This window comes from Bradyrhizobium sp. Arg816 (genome assembly GCF_029989365.1).
In the GTDB taxonomy this organism is placed as follows: domain Bacteria; phylum Pseudomonadota; class Alphaproteobacteria; order Rhizobiales; family Xanthobacteraceae; genus Bradyrhizobium.
This window is the reverse complement of sequence record NZ_JAPRAQ010000016.1, coordinates 156,699-171,510: the sequence shown is the minus strand read 5'-3', so window position 1 is coordinate 171,510 and position 14,812 is coordinate 156,699. Positions and strand designations below refer to the sequence as shown.

The window sequence follows — 14,812 nt, the reverse complement described above, 5'->3', positions numbered from 1 at the left end:
CCGCCGGCATCGCCGAAGAACGTATTGATTTGCTGTCTGCCAGTTCCACTCAAGAAGGTGTCGTTGCCGCCCTTACTGTGGTCCGACATGTCCGCGCCAGCGTCCCCGTAGGCAGTGACACCAGCCATTGGGAGTCCGTTGAATGTGTCATCGCCGCCCTGCGCAAAATCGAAAATGCTGCCAACCACGTCGCCATAAAATGTGTAATTGGAAAGTCCGATTTCATCGAAGGTGTCGTTCCCTCCCTTCGAAAAGTCAAGCATGCTGCCACCAGCATCACCGAATAGTGTCGGTGCGTCAGGGGTGCCTATCAGGTTGTCGTCGGTGCCAAGTTGACGATTGACTAGGTCACCCGGAGTAAGTGGAACAGGCTGCCTGCGCATCGGAAGTCCTCCTCTACTGCATCCAACACAATCTTAAGGTGTTTCGTCAGGCGGCGATCAAACTATAAGTGGGTACATCTTTGGGCCACCCGGTTCTTCACGCTAGATAGTCAGCCTGGCAGACCGAGTGAACGTCGTTTTCTGTGGCCTGATTACGGATCGCGAGGCCCCAGAAACGAAGGGGTTCGACTATCCAACGTCAGGCAGGCCTATGTGGAGCGTCTTGCACTCAGGATCGGCACGCGCGATTCGGAACCCAGCGTCGCGGCGTACCAACCGGAGCTTGTGCTGGCACAGTTTGCGGAGGACACGTGCGAGCTCGCGCTTTGTCTCAACCTGCCGTCAGTCCCTGAAGGTACGGCCAGTATGGCTGAGTTGCAGGCCGTATCTAAAAAGATGGGCTTGCCCGAATCCTATGTCGCAGGATTAGCCGGCTAGGCCGCTACAAGGTGGCCCGCCGGTCCGCAAGATCGGAGGGTTTTCTTTTTCGCTAGCCGTCCCGCCAAGATATGCCGAAGTTGTCGCAGGTGATCGCAAAAGCTTCTTTCGACTTCGCATCTGCAAAGCAAAAGCGGGTGCCGGTCTCTGCGCGATCGCTCCACCAGTCGACAGTATTTTGTTTTGCAATGCGGGAAGCCTCTCCGCGCAGCAAATCTAGCTGTCTTCCAGCGGCATGAACGATCAAGCAGTTTTCCTTTGCCATGAATGCTTTCCTCTCAAGAAAATGAAATCGCCGCGCAAATTGATGCGACCGCGGAGCTAGCCGGCGGGCCTATGTCTTCCGTGGGACCGCTTCCAGTGACCTAGTCAAGGAGGTTTTCTCGGCCCGTCGATTGGTCGTGGTGCACTTTGCTTGAGAGCGACCGGACGAGCATCTCCAGCTTGGATTGCTCCTCGCCTACGCGCCGCTCGACAAACTGGCGCTCGGACTCCGTCAGATTGGTTTGCAATATGAGGCGATAGCGTTGAATATTTTTGCGATGTGCACGCGCCAAATGGTCGTCGATCATCGTCGTCTTCCTCTGGGGACACCAACCATTCCATTTTTGCTTACAAGGGTGAAGCGACCCCGAGGCAACATTGAGCGGAGTATCTTCGCTCTCGAAGCCGGCATACCCGGCGGCCCCGGCCATCTAATTTCTGACGGATTCAGATAACAGAAACAAAAAGTCCCCGAAATGACGATGCCCCGCGCTCTCGTTCACGGTAGTGCGCTTTGCTGTTCCGATCTGTGAACTACTTCACAAGCTCCATGGTCATCGCTTTTATCGCTCACTCGCCGGTCGACCAGAGCGAAGAGCGCCCGCGAATGCAACACGGGGCGCGGCAGGACAGCGTGCTAGTAGGCTTAAGGCCTCGGCCTGCTCGGTAATCCCACAGGGCAGGGGGGCGGTGTCGCTATTACCTCCGCATCGACGATCCGACGAACGATAGCCTGCTCATCCGACTCCGGCCGTTCCTCGCCTGGCGCTTTCGGATCGACAATGGTGCGGTTGATCGTGATCACGGTTGGCTTCATGTCGATTTCTCGGGCCCGGCGTTCCAGACCAAGGGCGGTCAACAGCCGGAGCTGTAGCTTGGTCAGCGCCGTATACGCCATCACGTCGTAGTCGCCACCCGATAGCCAAGTCGCTTCCAGATGCTCGACCATGGCACCCGTGACCGCGGCGCGCATCACGAGGGCCCGCTGGCCGGCAGAGAGGCAATCGGAGCTGCCCAGGTCATTCTCCAGGTCGGCGATGAGCGCACGTGCAGCTTTGGCCGCAAGTGTACGGCCGTCGAGATCGCCCAGCGTTAGGAGGCGTACTTTTCCGTTACTCAACGGAAGAGGGGCGGTTATCGGTCGAGGATCTGCGGACATTTTAAACGTGCTGCTTTCGATACCCTGAAGTTTACCCCTGCCTACCGAAAGATCGGTAAATGGCAAATTGTGGAACAGATTCAGTCGTGAACGAGAATGGGGCGCTAGTCCGTAGAACTGGAGCGCCATGCTCGGCCGATCTCCGTGAAGCGACGTTAGAAATTTTCCAGTGGGCTCGCACACAAGTTTTGAGGTGGGGCCAATAGGTGGAATCGGTGGAGTCGGTGATCCGCCATTATCGTTTATAGCTTTGCCCACCAACGCCATTTCGTCATTCCACTTCAATTTGAACTAGACCTACTAAAGCAGAGTAGTTTGACATGGGAAAAGGAGTGCAATGGCGGATCACCGACTCCACCGATTCCACCTACCGGCTTGGCAGCGGCGGCACTGGCAAGCCGCTCGACGACAGCTTTTCCGCAGCCGACAGTTGATCTCTAGCCGACAATTCCCGTTTGGCATAAACGGGTGCCCTTTTGCCGTTGACCACCCAATAGCCGTCGGCGGCCGACGGATTGCGAACCGCGACATAGCCGCATTCCTCGAAGCGGTGTGGGATCTTACGACGATTGCGGCGGTCTTGAAGCCATTCGGCAAAGCTCGGTGCGGCTCTCACGAGAACGTTTGCCAAGGTCACCGCGTCGGGTCTCCGGAGCGCGTCTAGCGCGTCAGCCATCTCCGCATCTTCCGGGGCGCGGGAACTGTCCACCATCTCCCAAAAGGCTCGCGTCTTGGGCGGAGGGGCCTTCGCATCGAAATCGGCAAGGTCGAGCGTTGCGAGGTGGTGAGCCACGATCTCCGCGCCGCCATGGCTGAACCAGGCGTAGAGCTTGTTCCAGTAGTCTGGTCCAAAGTCGTCCTTAGTGCGGGCGGACCAGGCAACGAAGTGACGCCTGTCGTCGGCCGGCAAATGCATCGAGTCTTTATTATTCGTCGTGATGATCACGCCGCAAACGTTTAGCACCGCGTGCTCCCGCAGATGCTTCTCGTCGACACGAAGGACGTCCGGCGGTGCTGCAGTGAGCGTTTTCATGTGCTCGTAGAAGCCGTACCGATCGACGTCGCCGAGATCGCGAGCTTCGCTGATGCGCAGGATCACAGACTTTACGAATCCGTTGAACCTCCCGAGCATTTGCACAGGCGAAACCTCGGTGAAGTTCCATGGCCCGATCGCCTGTTTCACCGGTTCGAGCATCGTATCCTTGCCGATACCTTGCGGACCTCCAAGGACGAGCGCGTGGTTGATCTTCTGTTCGGGGCGCTGCACTCGATGAGCAAGCCACCGGGTGATGTGCGCTGCGTCGGCCTCAAAAATTCGCTCGATGTGCTCGGTCCAGAGCGAAGCGTCCCCCGGAGCGGCCTTGATTACGGGCGAGCGGTACAGGTTAAATACGCTGCAGCCCGCACGGTCGATCCACCCTCCGTCTGCAATCAGCTTGTCTGAGATGACCATCGGCCGGCCGGGCGCCCAAGTCATCTGCTCGACCGCGCGATGCATCGAAAGCCAGGCGGAGGCTTGTATAGGCTTTTCGCGCATCGGAACGTGGACGAGCCCAATTCGCGAATTCACGCTGGTAGAGGGCCACATTTCGCGCGTGGGCGTGAAGATGAATGCGCCGGCCGGCAGGCAGGCGTAGAAGTCTTCAAGCGCAACGGCTTGCTGTGCGGTCAGGTTCGGGTGCTCGGGGAGGGGGAGTCGCGCGACGGCGGGGGCACGTCGCGCCGCCATGATCTCAAGCTCGACATGCAAACGATCGCGAATTCTTAACCTGGACAGATCCTCCTCGGTGATCGCGAGCAATGGTTTCTTCTTCAGCTTTTCCATTTGGCTATCGTGCCATTTGTCACGTGCTGCGACTGTCGCCGGGTCGTAGATTTCTGGCCAGAAGCGTTTGCCCTGCTTCTCAGCCCACGCGGTCATTTCGGCATCGCACTCGCTTTCAAGCGCGCGATATCGTTCGATTTCTTCGTCGGTATCCATCGGCCAGGCGTCGGCGGCGCTCAACTTTTTGTCGATAGCCTCACGCTCTGTTTCAGCTTGTGCCTTCTCGGTAAGCCACTGCTGATATCGAGCGTCCGATTCTGCCTCGTCTTTGGCGATCCATTCGGCGTGCAGTCTGTCGCGCGCTGCATCGGCGATCGAAGTCAACCGTTCGAGTTCGCCCGCGGTCTGATCGGAGGGGGTCCAGTCTTTATGCCGGGCCTCGTCCATAAGATCGATCAACAAGAGGTCGGTCGGCTGCCGTTCGCGGTCGTACGAGGCTAATCGTCGTTCGATGTACGAGGCGCGTTCCAGTTCTGCCGTCTGTCGCAGTGCCGGTTGGGTTTCGGGATCGATCTTGTAGACCGCTTCCTTGAGGCGGCGGTATTCGTAATCCGGATCATCAAACAGGCACAGGGCGATCTCCAGGTTGGCAAAGTCGCATTCGTTGCCCTTGCCGACGCGCCTGATGTCCCAACCGATTTGATCGACGGAAACGCGGCGCCAGAAAGCTTCTGCGGCCAGAAACTCGATTAGTGAATAGACATCGTCGTCGGGTAACGAAACGCGCAAACGCATTTCGGTAGGGATAAGATCGTCGGCAGAATATTCGCGCTCACGCTGTTCGCGACAAGAAAGCATTATCGGGTACTCCTATGTTGAGAGCACCGAACCAAGAATTGATTGCAAAAATCGCGGAGTGTGCTAAGTAAATGCCGCCAAGCGATTTACCAAAGACGTCCGCGGCCCTGCGATCAGTCCTGATCCGGGGCCGTTTCGTTATGTGGCGGGCTTTGGCACGACCGACCCCATGGCTTGGGCGACAGCTTCGAGCGCGAACAAGTCTAGTTCCGCAATCTGGTTCAGACAGGGGCCGCCGAAGTCGCCGCTCTCATTGCGAAAGAGCAGAACCGACATCGGATCTGCACCTCGTTGCAAGTTCACAAAAATTCGTCCGCCATGATCGTAAAATCGAAGCGTCGCGAGCGGATAGTGCTCACCTTTCCAAGCTGCATAGACGCCGCTGCGCATGTCCGCCATCAGCGCTTCGATTGCTCCGCCAAAGGTGGCCGCACGCGAGACAGCCAGGCAGTCGATGGCATCATTCCTTATGTGAGGTGCATAATCTGCGAGCCGCATTGCGGCCCGTGCGATCCTCACGACTTCCAATGGATCGGGACCTCGACGCCCTGTTGAGGGTGTAGCGCAGAGCGCGATTAAGAGATTAGCGATTTCCGCTGCGGTGGGCTCAATTGCGCCTTGTCCCTGTTTACCGCGGCGAAAGACTGTCTCATCTTCGCGCAAGCGCTGAATGTAAGTCGTGACTGTCGGTGCAGGGATTCCTAAGAACCGGCTCAGAATGTCGACGTATACCGTTGTACTCGCCATCCACGTACATTATATGATATTCATTTAATGTCAACTCCCCCTCGGATCCCCACCCCTTGAGTATTTGCAGGCAAGAAGGTGATCCCGGCGTCGGTAAGGGCACGCTGGATCTTTTCGAGAGCCTCGACGCGTGCCTGCGATCGCCACTGCAAGCTAGATTCGATCGTCGGTTCGCCATCTATCTTTTCGATTTCTTGAACGGTTGAATTTCCGACGGCGGCCGCGTTGGCCAAATCTGCGATTGTCCACCTAAGAAACGCTCTCGCCGCACGTATCTGAGCCCCGGTGATCCGCATTTTCCGTCTCCTTTGACAATGTTGACTTTCAACATAACTCCTAGCGGCTCATAGTCAATGATTTTGGTTGACTATTGGTGGGCGAATCTCTACTTTAGACACATCGCAAAACCAAGGACGCCCGACATGATCAACCTTTCCCGCAGCACGCACGTCCACATTCTCCCGGGTGCTTTCTTCTCGAACCCCGGCGCCTTCGTGGAATTCATTTTTGAACGCCGCCAGTACGAGGCGGCAGTGCAGACCTTCGCCCTTGAAGCAAGCCCGGAGGCGATTAGCGAGTCCATTGCGGTAGCCCGGCGCCACGGCTTCAAGCAGACCAGGGCTGACGCTCGCGAGGCTGCCGCGGACGCGCTGGGCGAGAAACTCGCGGCGCTCGGGTACGGCGAAAGCGAGATCCGGTGGCATGCTGCCCGCCGCGGCCGGCGCGACCGCCATTTCCACTTCATGGATGAGTTGCGCAAGCGCCGGACACATTAATCGGGCTTCTCGGTGGACGGCGGCCGGGCTTTTGCTCGTGCCGCCTATTTGCGCGTTGTTCTCAGTTCGGTGCGGACCTGCTCAAGTGCCGCGCGCGATCGCTCCATAGATGCCGCGTCCGGCCGGCCCGTCGGTGTGACCTTCGTTACCCGATAGTTAGTCCGAACCGCCTCCATGACGTTCGCCGCGGTCGTGAGGAGCTTCTTTCCCGGCCGGTAGCAGACCAGCTTTCCGGCTCGGTGCATGCGCTTCAGGGTGTCAGCGTCGGCACCAGGGATAAGCTTGGCCGCTTCGTCGAGGGTGATCAGGACGTCATCATCGGTCATCGTGTTGGCTTTTTCTTGTTTGCAGCGAGCGCGGTCCCTTTCAGGTCTTTCCAGATGTCCCAAAGACCTTGCCTCAGCTTCTCCGTTTCAGTCGCTGGCTTGTTGGCATAAGACGCTGCGTATTCAGCCAAGTGCTCGGACCATGCGGCGTCGAAGTCGTCTTCCCAACGGTAGCGCGGCCTTAGACGATCGTTAATGGAAGTTCTTGCCTGCTTAGCCGCATCCTTGCGTATCCACTTCTCCAGCGGATCCTCTTCTTGAGGCGCTATCGCCGACTCAATCCCCGACATCTTGTCCAAGGCCAGATCGAGCGCCTTCCGATCCCATCGGCGTGTCCCGGGGAGCGGCGGCGGCACGATGCCAAGCGCTACCCACTTCGCCCACGTGGCCACGGTCACACCGCAGTAGGCGGCGGCTTCCCTTCCGGTCATCAAACGTGGTTCAGGTGCGCTCATGGCGGGCGAATAGCACGCTCCCAGACCGGCTTATGTTGACAATCTACATAAGCATCTGTTTGCACAGAAAATTTATAGTTGTGCTTTCCGCCCGGCTGCGCTTTCATGGGCGGATTAGGGGGCGTTTATGTTTCTTCGCAATTGCACAATGGCGGCCGTCCTGGCCGTCGCTCTCGCCGGCTGTCAGACCGCCGCCGAAGCGCCGGCCACGGCCAGCGGAAAACCGGAAGTCACGATCCGCGCCACAACCGCCGCAATCAAGGCCCGGCTGTTATCCCTTGCCATGGACAAGCGCTTCAACGTGACGAAGGACACCGAGTACCTTTTGCAGGTTGAAAAGCCATCCGAGAACTTCGGCGCAGCTCTGTTACTCGGATCCAAATATGACGGCATCCCGGCCGAACGAATCGTGTTCACGTTTGCGCCTATCGGCGACACAACGCGCGTCGTCGCGGCCGGCATGTTCGTCACCAACCCTGGCTCAGCGTTCGAGCGCATAACCCCGGTAAACGGCGGTGATGGCGCCGTGCGGACACAGCGGACGCTCGATGAATTGAAGTTGAGTATGGAGGCACCTCCGCCGACCCCAGCGCCGCCGCCCGTCGCGGCGCGAAAGCAAAGCAAGCCCGCCACGTGAAGTCGCTCCGACCAGATCCTATCTCATACCCTCCGCGCGGCATGAGCCGCGACGAAGCGGCCCGCTACGTCGGCGTGGGGACGACAAAATTTGACGAGATGGTTGGCGACGGTCGCATGCCCCGACCAAAGAAAATCGATGGCCGGGTGATTTGGGACCGGCTGCGGGTCGAGGCGGCGTTCACCGACTTACCTGAGGAAAAGAAAGTGAATCGGTTTGACGCACTGTTGAGTAAGTCAACCAACGCGTAGATTTTCCGCCTTGGCGCGTTCACATTCGCATTTTCACCTTTAGGCCGGTGTGATTTCCGGTGCCCACACCAAAGCCAAAAATCGTTGTCGTCGCGGTGAATGAAAACTGCATCGCCTGCATAAAATGGAATCCCAAGCCTCCGTTGACATCTAGGGACGCCGATACACATGTGAGGCCGGTTTGCTGAGTAGAGCCGTTGAGACTCGAGTATGACGACGTGCTGTCGTAACCGATGCCCACACCTCCCGCCGCAGAACCTGCGCAGGAAGCGCTTGCGATCATGGACGCCTCAACCACGTCTTCCGGCAAACCAACAACATAGCTGACTCTGTTATTCAGTCCGCTTCCGGTTCCTCCGTTGTTAAGCGGAACGGTAGTCCCCGCGCTAACGTTGCTGCTTGAAAACGTGTCTTCCACTGTCGCCGACACCGTGACGCGGTTATAAGCATTCCACACACCAATCGTTGCCGCTCCGCCACCAGATGTTGCACTTCCGAGCGAAAAATCAATCGTTGCGTCTGCAACCCTTGTCCGAACCGTGCCGACATATGTTCCGCGCTGCGCTGCCGGGCCGTTGGTGATCGCTTGTGCGTTGAGCAAGAGTCCCTTGACGCGTACAAGTTCGGTCGTGCCCGCACCCGTTCCCCTCGACGTGCCGGATGACCACGCTGGCCCGCGCGTGCACCTGAGCGTGCCAGCATCATTCCAGACAAATAGGTCGTAGTTAGTGCTACTGGTGGCGGCGGCCGGCGACTTCGTGGTGTCGGTCAGGGGTTGGGATAGTTCGGTAAATATCGTCGGCACATAGTTAGTGCCGTCATAGACCGCTACCATGTCGCCGACATACGGCGTGTAATAGACCGCAGTATTTCCTGTTGTCGTAGATGTCAGCACCGGAACGCCAGTGGTCACGGTCAAGCGTCCCTGCGGCGTAATCCGAATTCCCAAGTTAGCGCGCGCCGTCTGCGCATTCGCCAGATCGGAGAGGTTGTTCGTGCTCGACAGATCACCGCCGCCCTTCTGCGCGACCAGTCCCCATTTCCCGGCCGCGAGATCGGTAGCGAAAGTGCCCGAGGTGTGAGCCACCAAGCACATGTAGGACGAACCACCGTTCGAGACGTAGCTGGCCGGCGGCCCGACCACGTAAGCGGTCGCGGTCGTCCATGTCGCGATCGGCAGCAACGGCGTCGGTCCGGTGTTGCCCGTCGCGCCGATGCTTGCCAGCAATTGCCAGTAGGTCGCATTCGGCGGCGTGTGGTTGGTGTGGTCGAGAACGCAGGCATAGCTCGACCCGCCAAGCGTCACGACGTCGTTGACGGTGTAAGCGGTCGCGCCGCTCCATGCGCCCTTAAGCTGAAACGCCTTGTAAATGCCAAGATACGTCCAGACGCCGCCGACCTTCGCCCATGTCTTGCCGGTGGTCGGCTGGAACGCATACTGACCATCGTCTCCGAGCGACGGGTCCGGCTCGGTCGCGTCGATGTCCACAAACACGAAAAAGCCTGACGTCTGAAACGCCGCGACTAGTTGGTTGACCGTGGCCATTGCCTGCGCGCCAGCCACGCGCAGCGGGTAGTTCGGCCAAATATCGTAATCCGCGCCGCTGATCGTCGATCCGGGCCATGGCGTAATCGTCAGATGCGTGGGGTCGACGACGTCGACGATCAGCGCGGAGAAATGACCGCTGTCCAATCGGTCGCCCGGCTTGACGTTCGTCCCCGACCAGATGGTGCCCGTGCCGGTGACGGTGGTCCCGTCAGCCGCAACGGAGATGGTGCCGGTGGAGTAACTGACAAGTGCGGTCATTTCTGTTTCCTAGCGTTGGCTATTGCATTTGCTTCTGCGATCGGCAGCCATTTGCCATCGACCTTGCGCCAGGCTTTGCCTATCGAAGGTTGCCAAGCGAGCCAGCCGCGTCTCTCGGGTGGTGGCTCGGTCATCTCGGGCGGTAGGTTGTGAAGTTCGATTTTCATTCCGTGGTCCTTCATTCGTTTCGCTCCCGATTGGGCCAGCGCCAAGCGCAGAACTCCGCATCCGCTTGGTCAAGATCGTCGAACTCCGGGTCGAGCGTCAGCATGTCGCCGGGCAGAGGCCGTTGTTCGTCGCGATGGTCACGCTGCCGCGCTCGCTTAGTCGTCATCGAAGAACCCGCTTTTTGCGCGCATCCTCGACCGTCGAGACAATCCGACCCGGCAATTCCGCCTTCAACTGACGAAGCTGGCCCTCGACCCGCGCCAAGCCTTCGGCGTCTGCTCCGCGCGCATCGATATTTATCGAAACAGGCGCACTGACAGTGTCGGCGCCCTGCGAGAGCGGCAGGCGCCGCACGCCGCCGTTGCTGTCCAGATTTCCGCCGTCGGCGAAACCGGGCAGGAACGGCTTTGAAACGTTGTTCGGAATGACGGTCACGCCCCCTTTGTGGACGTTGATCAGTTCGGGGCCGCGCTCGCCGACCACGCCCCAGCCGCCGGCCAGCGTGCCGCCGTTGGCGAATTTCGGGAACGCCATTCCGCCGGTACCTGCGCCGAGATCGCCGCCGAAACTCATGGTGCCACCGCCACCAAGTCCGAACAGAGACGCGAGACCACCCGCCGAGCCGCCGAAGGCGGATGCGAACAGCTTGTCCGCCGCCATGGACATCAGCTTGTCACTGATCTTCCCGAGTGCATCGAGGCCGGATGACTTGAACGCGTCCCACGCGCTCGCACCCTGGTGAATTTGCTGGCTGAACGTGGTGAAAAAGCCGCGGTTGACGCTCATGGCTTCGGTTGCGAGGCCATCGAGCTGCTTCCGCGCGTTGTTCGTGTCGTTCATGGCTTGCTGGAATTGCGGCAGAGCGGCGCCTGCGACCTTCGCTTGGTCGGCGACATCTTCCATCGCCTTTGCGGAATTGTTCAATGCTGCGGCCCATTCATCGGCGTTCTTCGGGTCTAAAAGACCGCGTGCAACCAGGCTCTGTAAATTGTCGCCCATCGCCTTGGCGGCGTCGGACGTCCGGAAAATGCCGATCTGCGCCATCTCTCAGTGCTCCCCATTGAGCGGCATACGTTCGCCCACACGATCTGACCAGCGATGCACGATCTTCTGTTCGATCCCGTCCGGCCTCACCGTGGTCAATTCGGCGAAGCCGCCGACCCGCGAGAATCCGTCATCCGCCGGCACACGACGCTGCAATTTGATCAGTTCACGCAGGCCCCGCACGATGTTCTCGGGCGCGTCGTCCGGATCTGGCCCGACGAAGCCTGACGCCGAAATCAATTCGTCGCTTAGCCAGGGGCCAAACATCGTTGGGCCGACAGGGCAAACGAGGTAGGGAGGCCAATCGCGCGGGCTGTTGTGGTCGCTAGGCGTCCGGATGAAAAAGATCATCGGGCGGCCACAAAAGAAGCCAGCGCAAATGAGTTCGAAAGGCCGATCCAGCTTGAATTCATCGACGATCAGGGGCAGTTCGCGTGAGGCAATTCCGACCAACTCGTCGAAGTTTGCAGCGCGGCGCGTCAATTCACGAGCTGCCGTATCCAAACCGAACGTGTTGCCGCGGCCGGTGATCACCGCTGGCCACTCCGGAACGGCGCGGATCTTCGAACTGATCGTGCAAACAAAGCCCGCATCGTCATAGGAGGCCGCGTCCGTCGCGATCCAGATTCGGTTGTGCTTTTTGGACGCAATGAGATTGTTGGCCGTCATTTCCGGATCGCTTCCAACGCCATGTTGAGCTTGATCCCGATTTCGCCGGCAACATCGAAGATCGTTTCGAGGCACGGTGGCGACGGGCCTTCCTTGACCGCGCGCAGGCGATCGAAGGCCTCGTCACGGATCTTTTTCAGTGCGGCTTCGTCTGCGCCGCTGCGAACGCCATTCAGCAGCTCGGTTTCGAAATCGAGAACGATCGATTTGAGTTTGTTAGACAAGAGAGGCGCCTATGCTGTCAGTTTTCACGAATGTTGATTGTCAACATTACGCCGCCACTTGCCGACGCGCGGCGACAGAGCGCTCCCAGGTGGCGAGTTCGCCGAGGCGCCAGAAGCGACGTTTCGCGATGTAAAGCGGGCGAGGGAAGGCGGGATCGTCTTTCAGGCGACGCTCAACCCACATATGGCTCACGCCGCCGTAGCGGGCGCGGAGCTGCGACGTGGGGATCAGCGCGTTGGGATCGTCAGCGGACATCGTGACCTCATTTGTTGGTCACAAGGTCTCACGTTCCACAATGAAAAGCGCCGACAGCTAATTATCGTTTTAGCAGCAGTTAATTATCGTCAGGACCGCCTTCGTAGTGGCCGATCGGCCCACGCTTGCGGGCGCGCCTCAACCACTCGACAAGGCTTTGCTCTTCGACTTCGAACTCAGTCGCGGCCGTGGTCAGGGCATCGGCGCGAGACATGCCTTCGCGCACCAGAATCCAGTATCGGTTTGCTGCTGGCCAGTTCTTGTCGTACTTGCCGACTTGGAGCCATTCATCGCCTTTGAGCGGATGCGGCACTATTATGTTTTGGGAGGGCCGTCCCGGTCGTCGCTTGCTCATGCCGGCTCCCTCTGAAACTGGAAGACGTTGCTGGCGGGACGGTTGTTCACCAGATCGTCCACATATCGTGCCCACGCCGCGAAGGCTTGGGTCTTTTCACGCAAATACTTGTGGCGAGCGTAGACCCGGGCGACACCGCGGATAGCGCCCGACGAGTGATTGACGCACGCCTCGGCGATCTCGATTGAGAACCCGAGTGCTTGCAAGCCGGAATAGAAAGTCCGCCGCAGATCGTGCAGCGTCCAAGGCTCCATTTGCGCGGTCGGATCGGCCTTCCGCAGCTCGGCAAGCATTGCCTCGTCGAAACGCTTCTTTGCCTTAGAGAGCCCGCTAATCGGCGTCTGACCGGTCGTGGTGAATAGCAGACCTTTACCTTTGATGGTGGGAAGAGATTTGAACAGGACGACGGCTTGGGGACTGAGCGGAACGAGGTGCTCGCGTCCGTTCTTCGTGCGGTCCTTCGGGATCGTCCACAACGGCTCGTTCCAGCGGCTGCCGTCGTCGAGAACTACGGAGGTGCCTTGCATGTCCAATTCGGCCCGCGGCAGCTCGCGAAGCTCGTCGCGCCGTTGCCCAAGCAGGATCAAGGATTGCACAAGGCGACCGAAGGGGTAGCCCTCACGATCGGCGACCTTCCAGGCGGCGACCAGTTCGGCGGCGGTCAACTTGCGCTCGCGCTCGGTTTCGTGCGCGAAGGCATCGAGCGAGGCAACCGGGGAGGATTCCCGCATGTCCCGGTCGACGCACCAGTCGAAAAACGTCTTGAGGGTGGTCAGGGTGCGATTGGCCGTCACACCGCGCCCGGAATCCACCAAGGCATCGAGCAGCACGATTGCGTCGTGTTTGGTGATGGAGGAGAGGGGGCGGCCTGTCCACTTGCCAAGTACCCCGTTCTTGGTGGCCTGCCATTCCCCGGGCTGCTCGGGATCAGGCTTCAGACCAAAATAGTGGGCGGTGAGCAAGCGGGTCGATTCTCTCAGCCCTTGGCGCTTGCGCCCTTTGTACCGTTTGAGGAACTCGACCATGGCCCAGTCGATCGTGTTGTCGCGGACGGCTTCGCGCTTGGCTTCGGCCTTGTCTTGGCGCCGAACGTGGGTGGGGTCGATGCCGCGCCGGACGTCCTCCGCGGCGGCCGTGGCGAGCATTCGGGCTTGCCCGGGTGTCAGGGGATGGCCGATTTGCGGCTCGGCCTGGGACGCCGAGAGCGCCAGAGATCCCAGTGTCAGCTTCTTGGGCGCGCGCTGACCGACCTCGTCGCGTTCAACCGGCGAGCGGAACCGAAAAACCCAAGACTTCACGCCCGAGGGGTGCACCACTAGGAACAGGCCGGCGGCGCCGCCGTCGGACTTTTCGTAGCGAACGGCGCGCGGTTTAAGGCCTTCGATCGCGAGATTGGATAGCGCCCTAGTCTTTGGCATGCCGTTACCCCAAGGTGCTGTGGGGTAACGCCTTAGTGCTGTTAGTGGCTGTTACCCCGTGTTCGTAACATGCCCTATAAATCGCAAAAAATCAATGAATATCAGCCGTATTTCGGGTGAGGGACGTTCAGTCTCGTTACGCTTCGTTACCCTATCACCTTCGTCTGGGAGACTAGGGGTCGGAGGTTCAAATCCTCTCGCTCCGACCATTTTTTCCAAATCATCGGGTGGATCGACCGGGGGCGTGGAGCCTGCTCCCGCTGCGCGACGCATGCGCGACGACCGGTAGCGGGAGCGAAGCCATTGGTGGAATGACGTTTTTCCGAAGCGATTTAACGCGTCGGGCAAAACAGGAGCATGATGTCACCATGTAAGCCTGTGGGACGGGGGAATATTCACGACAGCTGCTTCAATGCATTGCGTCGCAGGGACTTGGGAGGCGCGACGTCCGGAGCGGAGTTGCCTTCTCCCCGCGCTATGATGTGTAACCTGTCCTGGCGGCAAGCAAGTAGCGTCCGCGCCGCGCGAGTTTCACGGTAGTCAACCTCCCGGTTGCGAAGGCGCTCGGCCTGGTGCTTCCAACGTCCGTTCTGAGCCGCGCAGACGAGGTGATTGAATGACATCTTGCTGAAGATGAAGTTCACCAGACCTCATGTCTTGCGTCGGGGGGTGCTAGGATGGGTAGGTAGTCCGCTAGAGGTCGCGGACAGCTTTAAACGGTTTGGTAAGAATGGAGTCTTGATACTGGGACGGGCTTGGGGACTCGCGGGGTCCCTTAGATGGAGCGTTCAGCGCGATCTAAACGAAAAGTA

19 protein-coding genes and 1 pseudogene are annotated in these 14,812 nt (G+C 59.2%); 3 read left to right on the top strand and 17 right to left on the bottom strand.

All coding sequences use genetic code 11. The annotated features are described in order from the left end of the window. From OWC48_RS31685 to OWC48_RS31655, 7 genes and pseudogenes are all read right to left on the bottom strand, one after another. Positions 1-383, bottom strand: a pseudogene (locus OWC48_RS31685) (hypothetical protein); the annotation flags it as partial. A 490-nt stretch (positions 384-873) separates the two neighbouring features. Further along, complete coding sequence (locus OWC48_RS31680; protein ID WP_282523499.1) at positions 874-1,086, bottom strand: hypothetical protein; 213 nt, start codon at positions 1,084-1,086, stop codon at positions 874-876. A gap of 100 nt (positions 1,087-1,186) precedes the next feature. Next, positions 1,187-1,393 (bottom strand): hypothetical protein, encoded by a 207-nt coding sequence (locus OWC48_RS31675; RefSeq protein ID WP_282523498.1) that lies wholly within the window; start codon positions 1,391-1,393, stop codon positions 1,187-1,189. 338 nt (positions 1,394-1,731) lie between these two features. Then, positions 1,732-2,373: a hypothetical protein gene (locus OWC48_RS31670; RefSeq protein WP_282523497.1), complete on the bottom strand. Its 642-nt coding sequence runs from the start codon at positions 2,371-2,373 to the stop codon at positions 1,732-1,734. Between the two features lie 238 nt (positions 2,374-2,611). Continuing rightward, positions 2,612-4,867: a primase-helicase family protein gene (locus tag OWC48_RS31665; protein WP_282523496.1), complete on the bottom strand. Its 2,256-nt coding sequence runs from the start codon at positions 4,865-4,867 to the stop codon at positions 2,612-2,614. A 138-nt stretch (positions 4,868-5,005) separates the two neighbouring features. Then, entirely contained in the window at positions 5,006-5,365 is a 360-nt protein-coding gene (locus OWC48_RS31660; protein WP_282523495.1) for a hypothetical protein, read from the bottom strand. Between the two features lie 269 nt (positions 5,366-5,634). Next, a complete protein-coding gene (locus OWC48_RS31655) occupies positions 5,635-5,910 on the bottom strand; it encodes a transcriptional regulator (protein WP_282523494.1) in 276 nt (91 codons plus the stop codon). Between the two features lie 126 nt (positions 5,911-6,036). On the opposite strand from OWC48_RS31655, the gene OWC48_RS31650 reads away from it, so the two are divergent. Next, positions 6,037-6,390 (top strand): hypothetical protein, encoded by a 354-nt coding sequence (locus tag OWC48_RS31650; RefSeq protein WP_282523493.1) that lies wholly within the window; start codon positions 6,037-6,039, stop codon positions 6,388-6,390. Positions 6,391-6,434: 44 nt separating this feature from the next. Here OWC48_RS31650 and OWC48_RS31645 read toward each other — a convergent pair whose 3' ends face one another. Together OWC48_RS31645 and OWC48_RS31640 are read right to left on the bottom strand one after the other, a co-directional pair. After that, the gene (locus OWC48_RS31645; protein ID WP_282523492.1) at positions 6,435-6,716 is read right to left on the bottom strand and encodes a hypothetical protein; all 282 of its coding nucleotides are present in this window, start codon (positions 6,714-6,716) and stop codon (positions 6,435-6,437) included. Next, positions 6,713-7,171 carry an AlpA family transcriptional regulator gene (locus tag OWC48_RS31640; RefSeq protein WP_282523491.1) on the bottom strand — a complete coding sequence of 153 codons (459 nt, stop codon included), beginning with the start codon at positions 7,169-7,171 and terminating at the stop codon, positions 6,713-6,715. The genes OWC48_RS31645 and OWC48_RS31640 overlap by 4 nt, the downstream gene beginning before the upstream one ends. 127 nt (positions 7,172-7,298) lie before the next feature. Here OWC48_RS31640 and OWC48_RS31635 point away from each other — a divergent pair, with 127 nt between their 5' ends. Together OWC48_RS31635 and OWC48_RS31630 are read left to right on the top strand one after the other, a co-directional pair. Then, the gene (locus OWC48_RS31635; protein WP_282523490.1) at positions 7,299-7,808 is read left to right on the top strand and encodes a hypothetical protein; all 510 of its coding nucleotides are present in this window, start codon (positions 7,299-7,301) and stop codon (positions 7,806-7,808) included. A gap of 41 nt (positions 7,809-7,849) precedes the next feature. Further along, complete coding sequence (locus OWC48_RS31630) at positions 7,850-8,059, top strand: hypothetical protein (protein ID WP_282523489.1); 210 nt, start codon at positions 7,850-7,852, stop codon at positions 8,057-8,059. 19 nt (positions 8,060-8,078) lie between these two features. Here OWC48_RS31630 and OWC48_RS31625 read toward each other — a convergent pair whose 3' ends face one another. The 8 genes from OWC48_RS31625 to OWC48_RS31590 form a co-directional block, all read right to left on the bottom strand. Next, positions 8,079-9,866, bottom strand: coding sequence for a hypothetical protein (locus tag OWC48_RS31625; protein WP_282523488.1), 1,788 nt, complete (start codon positions 9,864-9,866; stop codon positions 8,079-8,081). Next, positions 9,863-10,033 carry a hypothetical protein gene (locus tag OWC48_RS31620; protein ID WP_282523487.1) on the bottom strand — a complete coding sequence of 57 codons (171 nt, stop codon included), beginning with the start codon at positions 10,031-10,033 and terminating at the stop codon, positions 9,863-9,865. The genes OWC48_RS31625 and OWC48_RS31620 overlap by 4 nt, the downstream gene beginning before the upstream one ends. Before the next feature lie 163 nt (positions 10,034-10,196). After that, a complete protein-coding gene (locus tag OWC48_RS31615) occupies positions 10,197-11,078 on the bottom strand; it encodes a hypothetical protein (protein ID WP_282523486.1) in 882 nt (293 codons plus the stop codon). A gap of 3 nt (positions 11,079-11,081) precedes the next feature. Next, positions 11,082-11,747, bottom strand: coding sequence for a hypothetical protein (locus OWC48_RS31610; protein ID WP_282523485.1), 666 nt, complete (start codon positions 11,745-11,747; stop codon positions 11,082-11,084). After that, on the bottom strand, positions 11,744-11,971 hold the full coding sequence (locus tag OWC48_RS31605; RefSeq protein ID WP_282523484.1) for a hypothetical protein: 228 nt from the start codon (positions 11,969-11,971) through the stop codon (positions 11,744-11,746). Before OWC48_RS31605 ends, OWC48_RS31610 begins: the two co-directional genes overlap by 4 nt. Before the next feature lie 46 nt (positions 11,972-12,017). After that, positions 12,018-12,227 carry a hypothetical protein gene (locus OWC48_RS31600; protein WP_282523483.1) on the bottom strand — a complete coding sequence of 70 codons (210 nt, stop codon included), beginning with the start codon at positions 12,225-12,227 and terminating at the stop codon, positions 12,018-12,020. A 79-nt stretch (positions 12,228-12,306) separates the two neighbouring features. Then, a complete protein-coding gene (locus OWC48_RS31595) occupies positions 12,307-12,582 on the bottom strand; it encodes a hypothetical protein (protein WP_282523482.1) in 276 nt (91 codons plus the stop codon). After that, the gene (locus tag OWC48_RS31590) at positions 12,579-14,000 is read right to left on the bottom strand and encodes a site-specific integrase (RefSeq protein WP_282523481.1); all 1,422 of its coding nucleotides are present in this window, start codon (positions 13,998-14,000) and stop codon (positions 12,579-12,581) included. Before OWC48_RS31590 ends, OWC48_RS31595 begins: the two co-directional genes overlap by 4 nt. Positions 14,001-14,812 lie beyond the last annotated feature (812 nt).

What these genes read in the sequence shown, in the direction of transcription:
- OWC48_RS31680 (WP_282523499.1), bottom strand. Translation starts at nt 1,086, where the DNA reads ATGGCAAAGGAAAACTGCTTGATCGTTCATGCCGCTGGAAGACAGCTA.
- OWC48_RS31675 (WP_282523498.1), bottom strand. Translation starts at nt 1,393, where the DNA reads ATGATCGACGACCATTTGGCGCGTGCACATCGCAAAAATATTCAACGC.
- OWC48_RS31670 (WP_282523497.1), bottom strand. Translation starts at nt 2,373, where the DNA reads ATGGCGCTCCAGTTCTACGGACTAGCGCCCCATTCTCGTTCACGACTG.
- OWC48_RS31665 (WP_282523496.1), bottom strand. Translation starts at nt 4,867, where the DNA reads ATGCTTTCTTGTCGCGAACAGCGTGAGCGCGAATATTCTGCCGACGAT.
- OWC48_RS31660 (WP_282523495.1), bottom strand. Translation starts at nt 5,365, where the DNA reads ATGCGGCTCGCAGATTATGCACCTCACATAAGGAATGATGCCATCGAC.
- OWC48_RS31655 (WP_282523494.1), bottom strand. Translation starts at nt 5,910, where the DNA reads ATGCGGATCACCGGGGCTCAGATACGTGCGGCGAGAGCGTTTCTTAGG.
- OWC48_RS31650 (WP_282523493.1), top strand. Translation starts at nt 6,037, where the DNA reads ATGATCAACCTTTCCCGCAGCACGCACGTCCACATTCTCCCGGGTGCT.
- OWC48_RS31645 (WP_282523492.1), bottom strand. Translation starts at nt 6,716, where the DNA reads ATGACCGATGATGACGTCCTGATCACCCTCGACGAAGCGGCCAAGCTT.
- OWC48_RS31640 (WP_282523491.1), bottom strand. Translation starts at nt 7,171, where the DNA reads ATGAGCGCACCTGAACCACGTTTGATGACCGGAAGGGAAGCCGCCGCC.
- OWC48_RS31635 (WP_282523490.1), top strand. Translation starts at nt 7,299, where the DNA reads ATGTTTCTTCGCAATTGCACAATGGCGGCCGTCCTGGCCGTCGCTCTC.
- OWC48_RS31630 (WP_282523489.1), top strand. Translation starts at nt 7,850, where the DNA reads ATGAGCCGCGACGAAGCGGCCCGCTACGTCGGCGTGGGGACGACAAAA.
- OWC48_RS31625 (WP_282523488.1), bottom strand. Translation starts at nt 9,866, where the DNA reads ATGACCGCACTTGTCAGTTACTCCACCGGCACCATCTCCGTTGCGGCT.
- OWC48_RS31620 (WP_282523487.1), bottom strand. Translation starts at nt 10,033, where the DNA reads ATGAAAATCGAACTTCACAACCTACCGCCCGAGATGACCGAGCCACCA.
- OWC48_RS31615 (WP_282523486.1), bottom strand. Translation starts at nt 11,078, where the DNA reads ATGGCGCAGATCGGCATTTTCCGGACGTCCGACGCCGCCAAGGCGATG.
- OWC48_RS31610 (WP_282523485.1), bottom strand. Translation starts at nt 11,747, where the DNA reads ATGACGGCCAACAATCTCATTGCGTCCAAAAAGCACAACCGAATCTGG.
- OWC48_RS31600 (WP_282523483.1), bottom strand. Translation starts at nt 12,227, where the DNA reads ATGTCCGCTGACGATCCCAACGCGCTGATCCCCACGTCGCAGCTCCGC.
- OWC48_RS31595 (WP_282523482.1), bottom strand. Translation starts at nt 12,582, where the DNA reads ATGAGCAAGCGACGACCGGGACGGCCCTCCCAAAACATAATAGTGCCG.
- OWC48_RS31590 (WP_282523481.1), bottom strand. Translation starts at nt 14,000, where the DNA reads ATGCCAAAGACTAGGGCGCTATCCAATCTCGCGATCGAAGGCCTTAAA.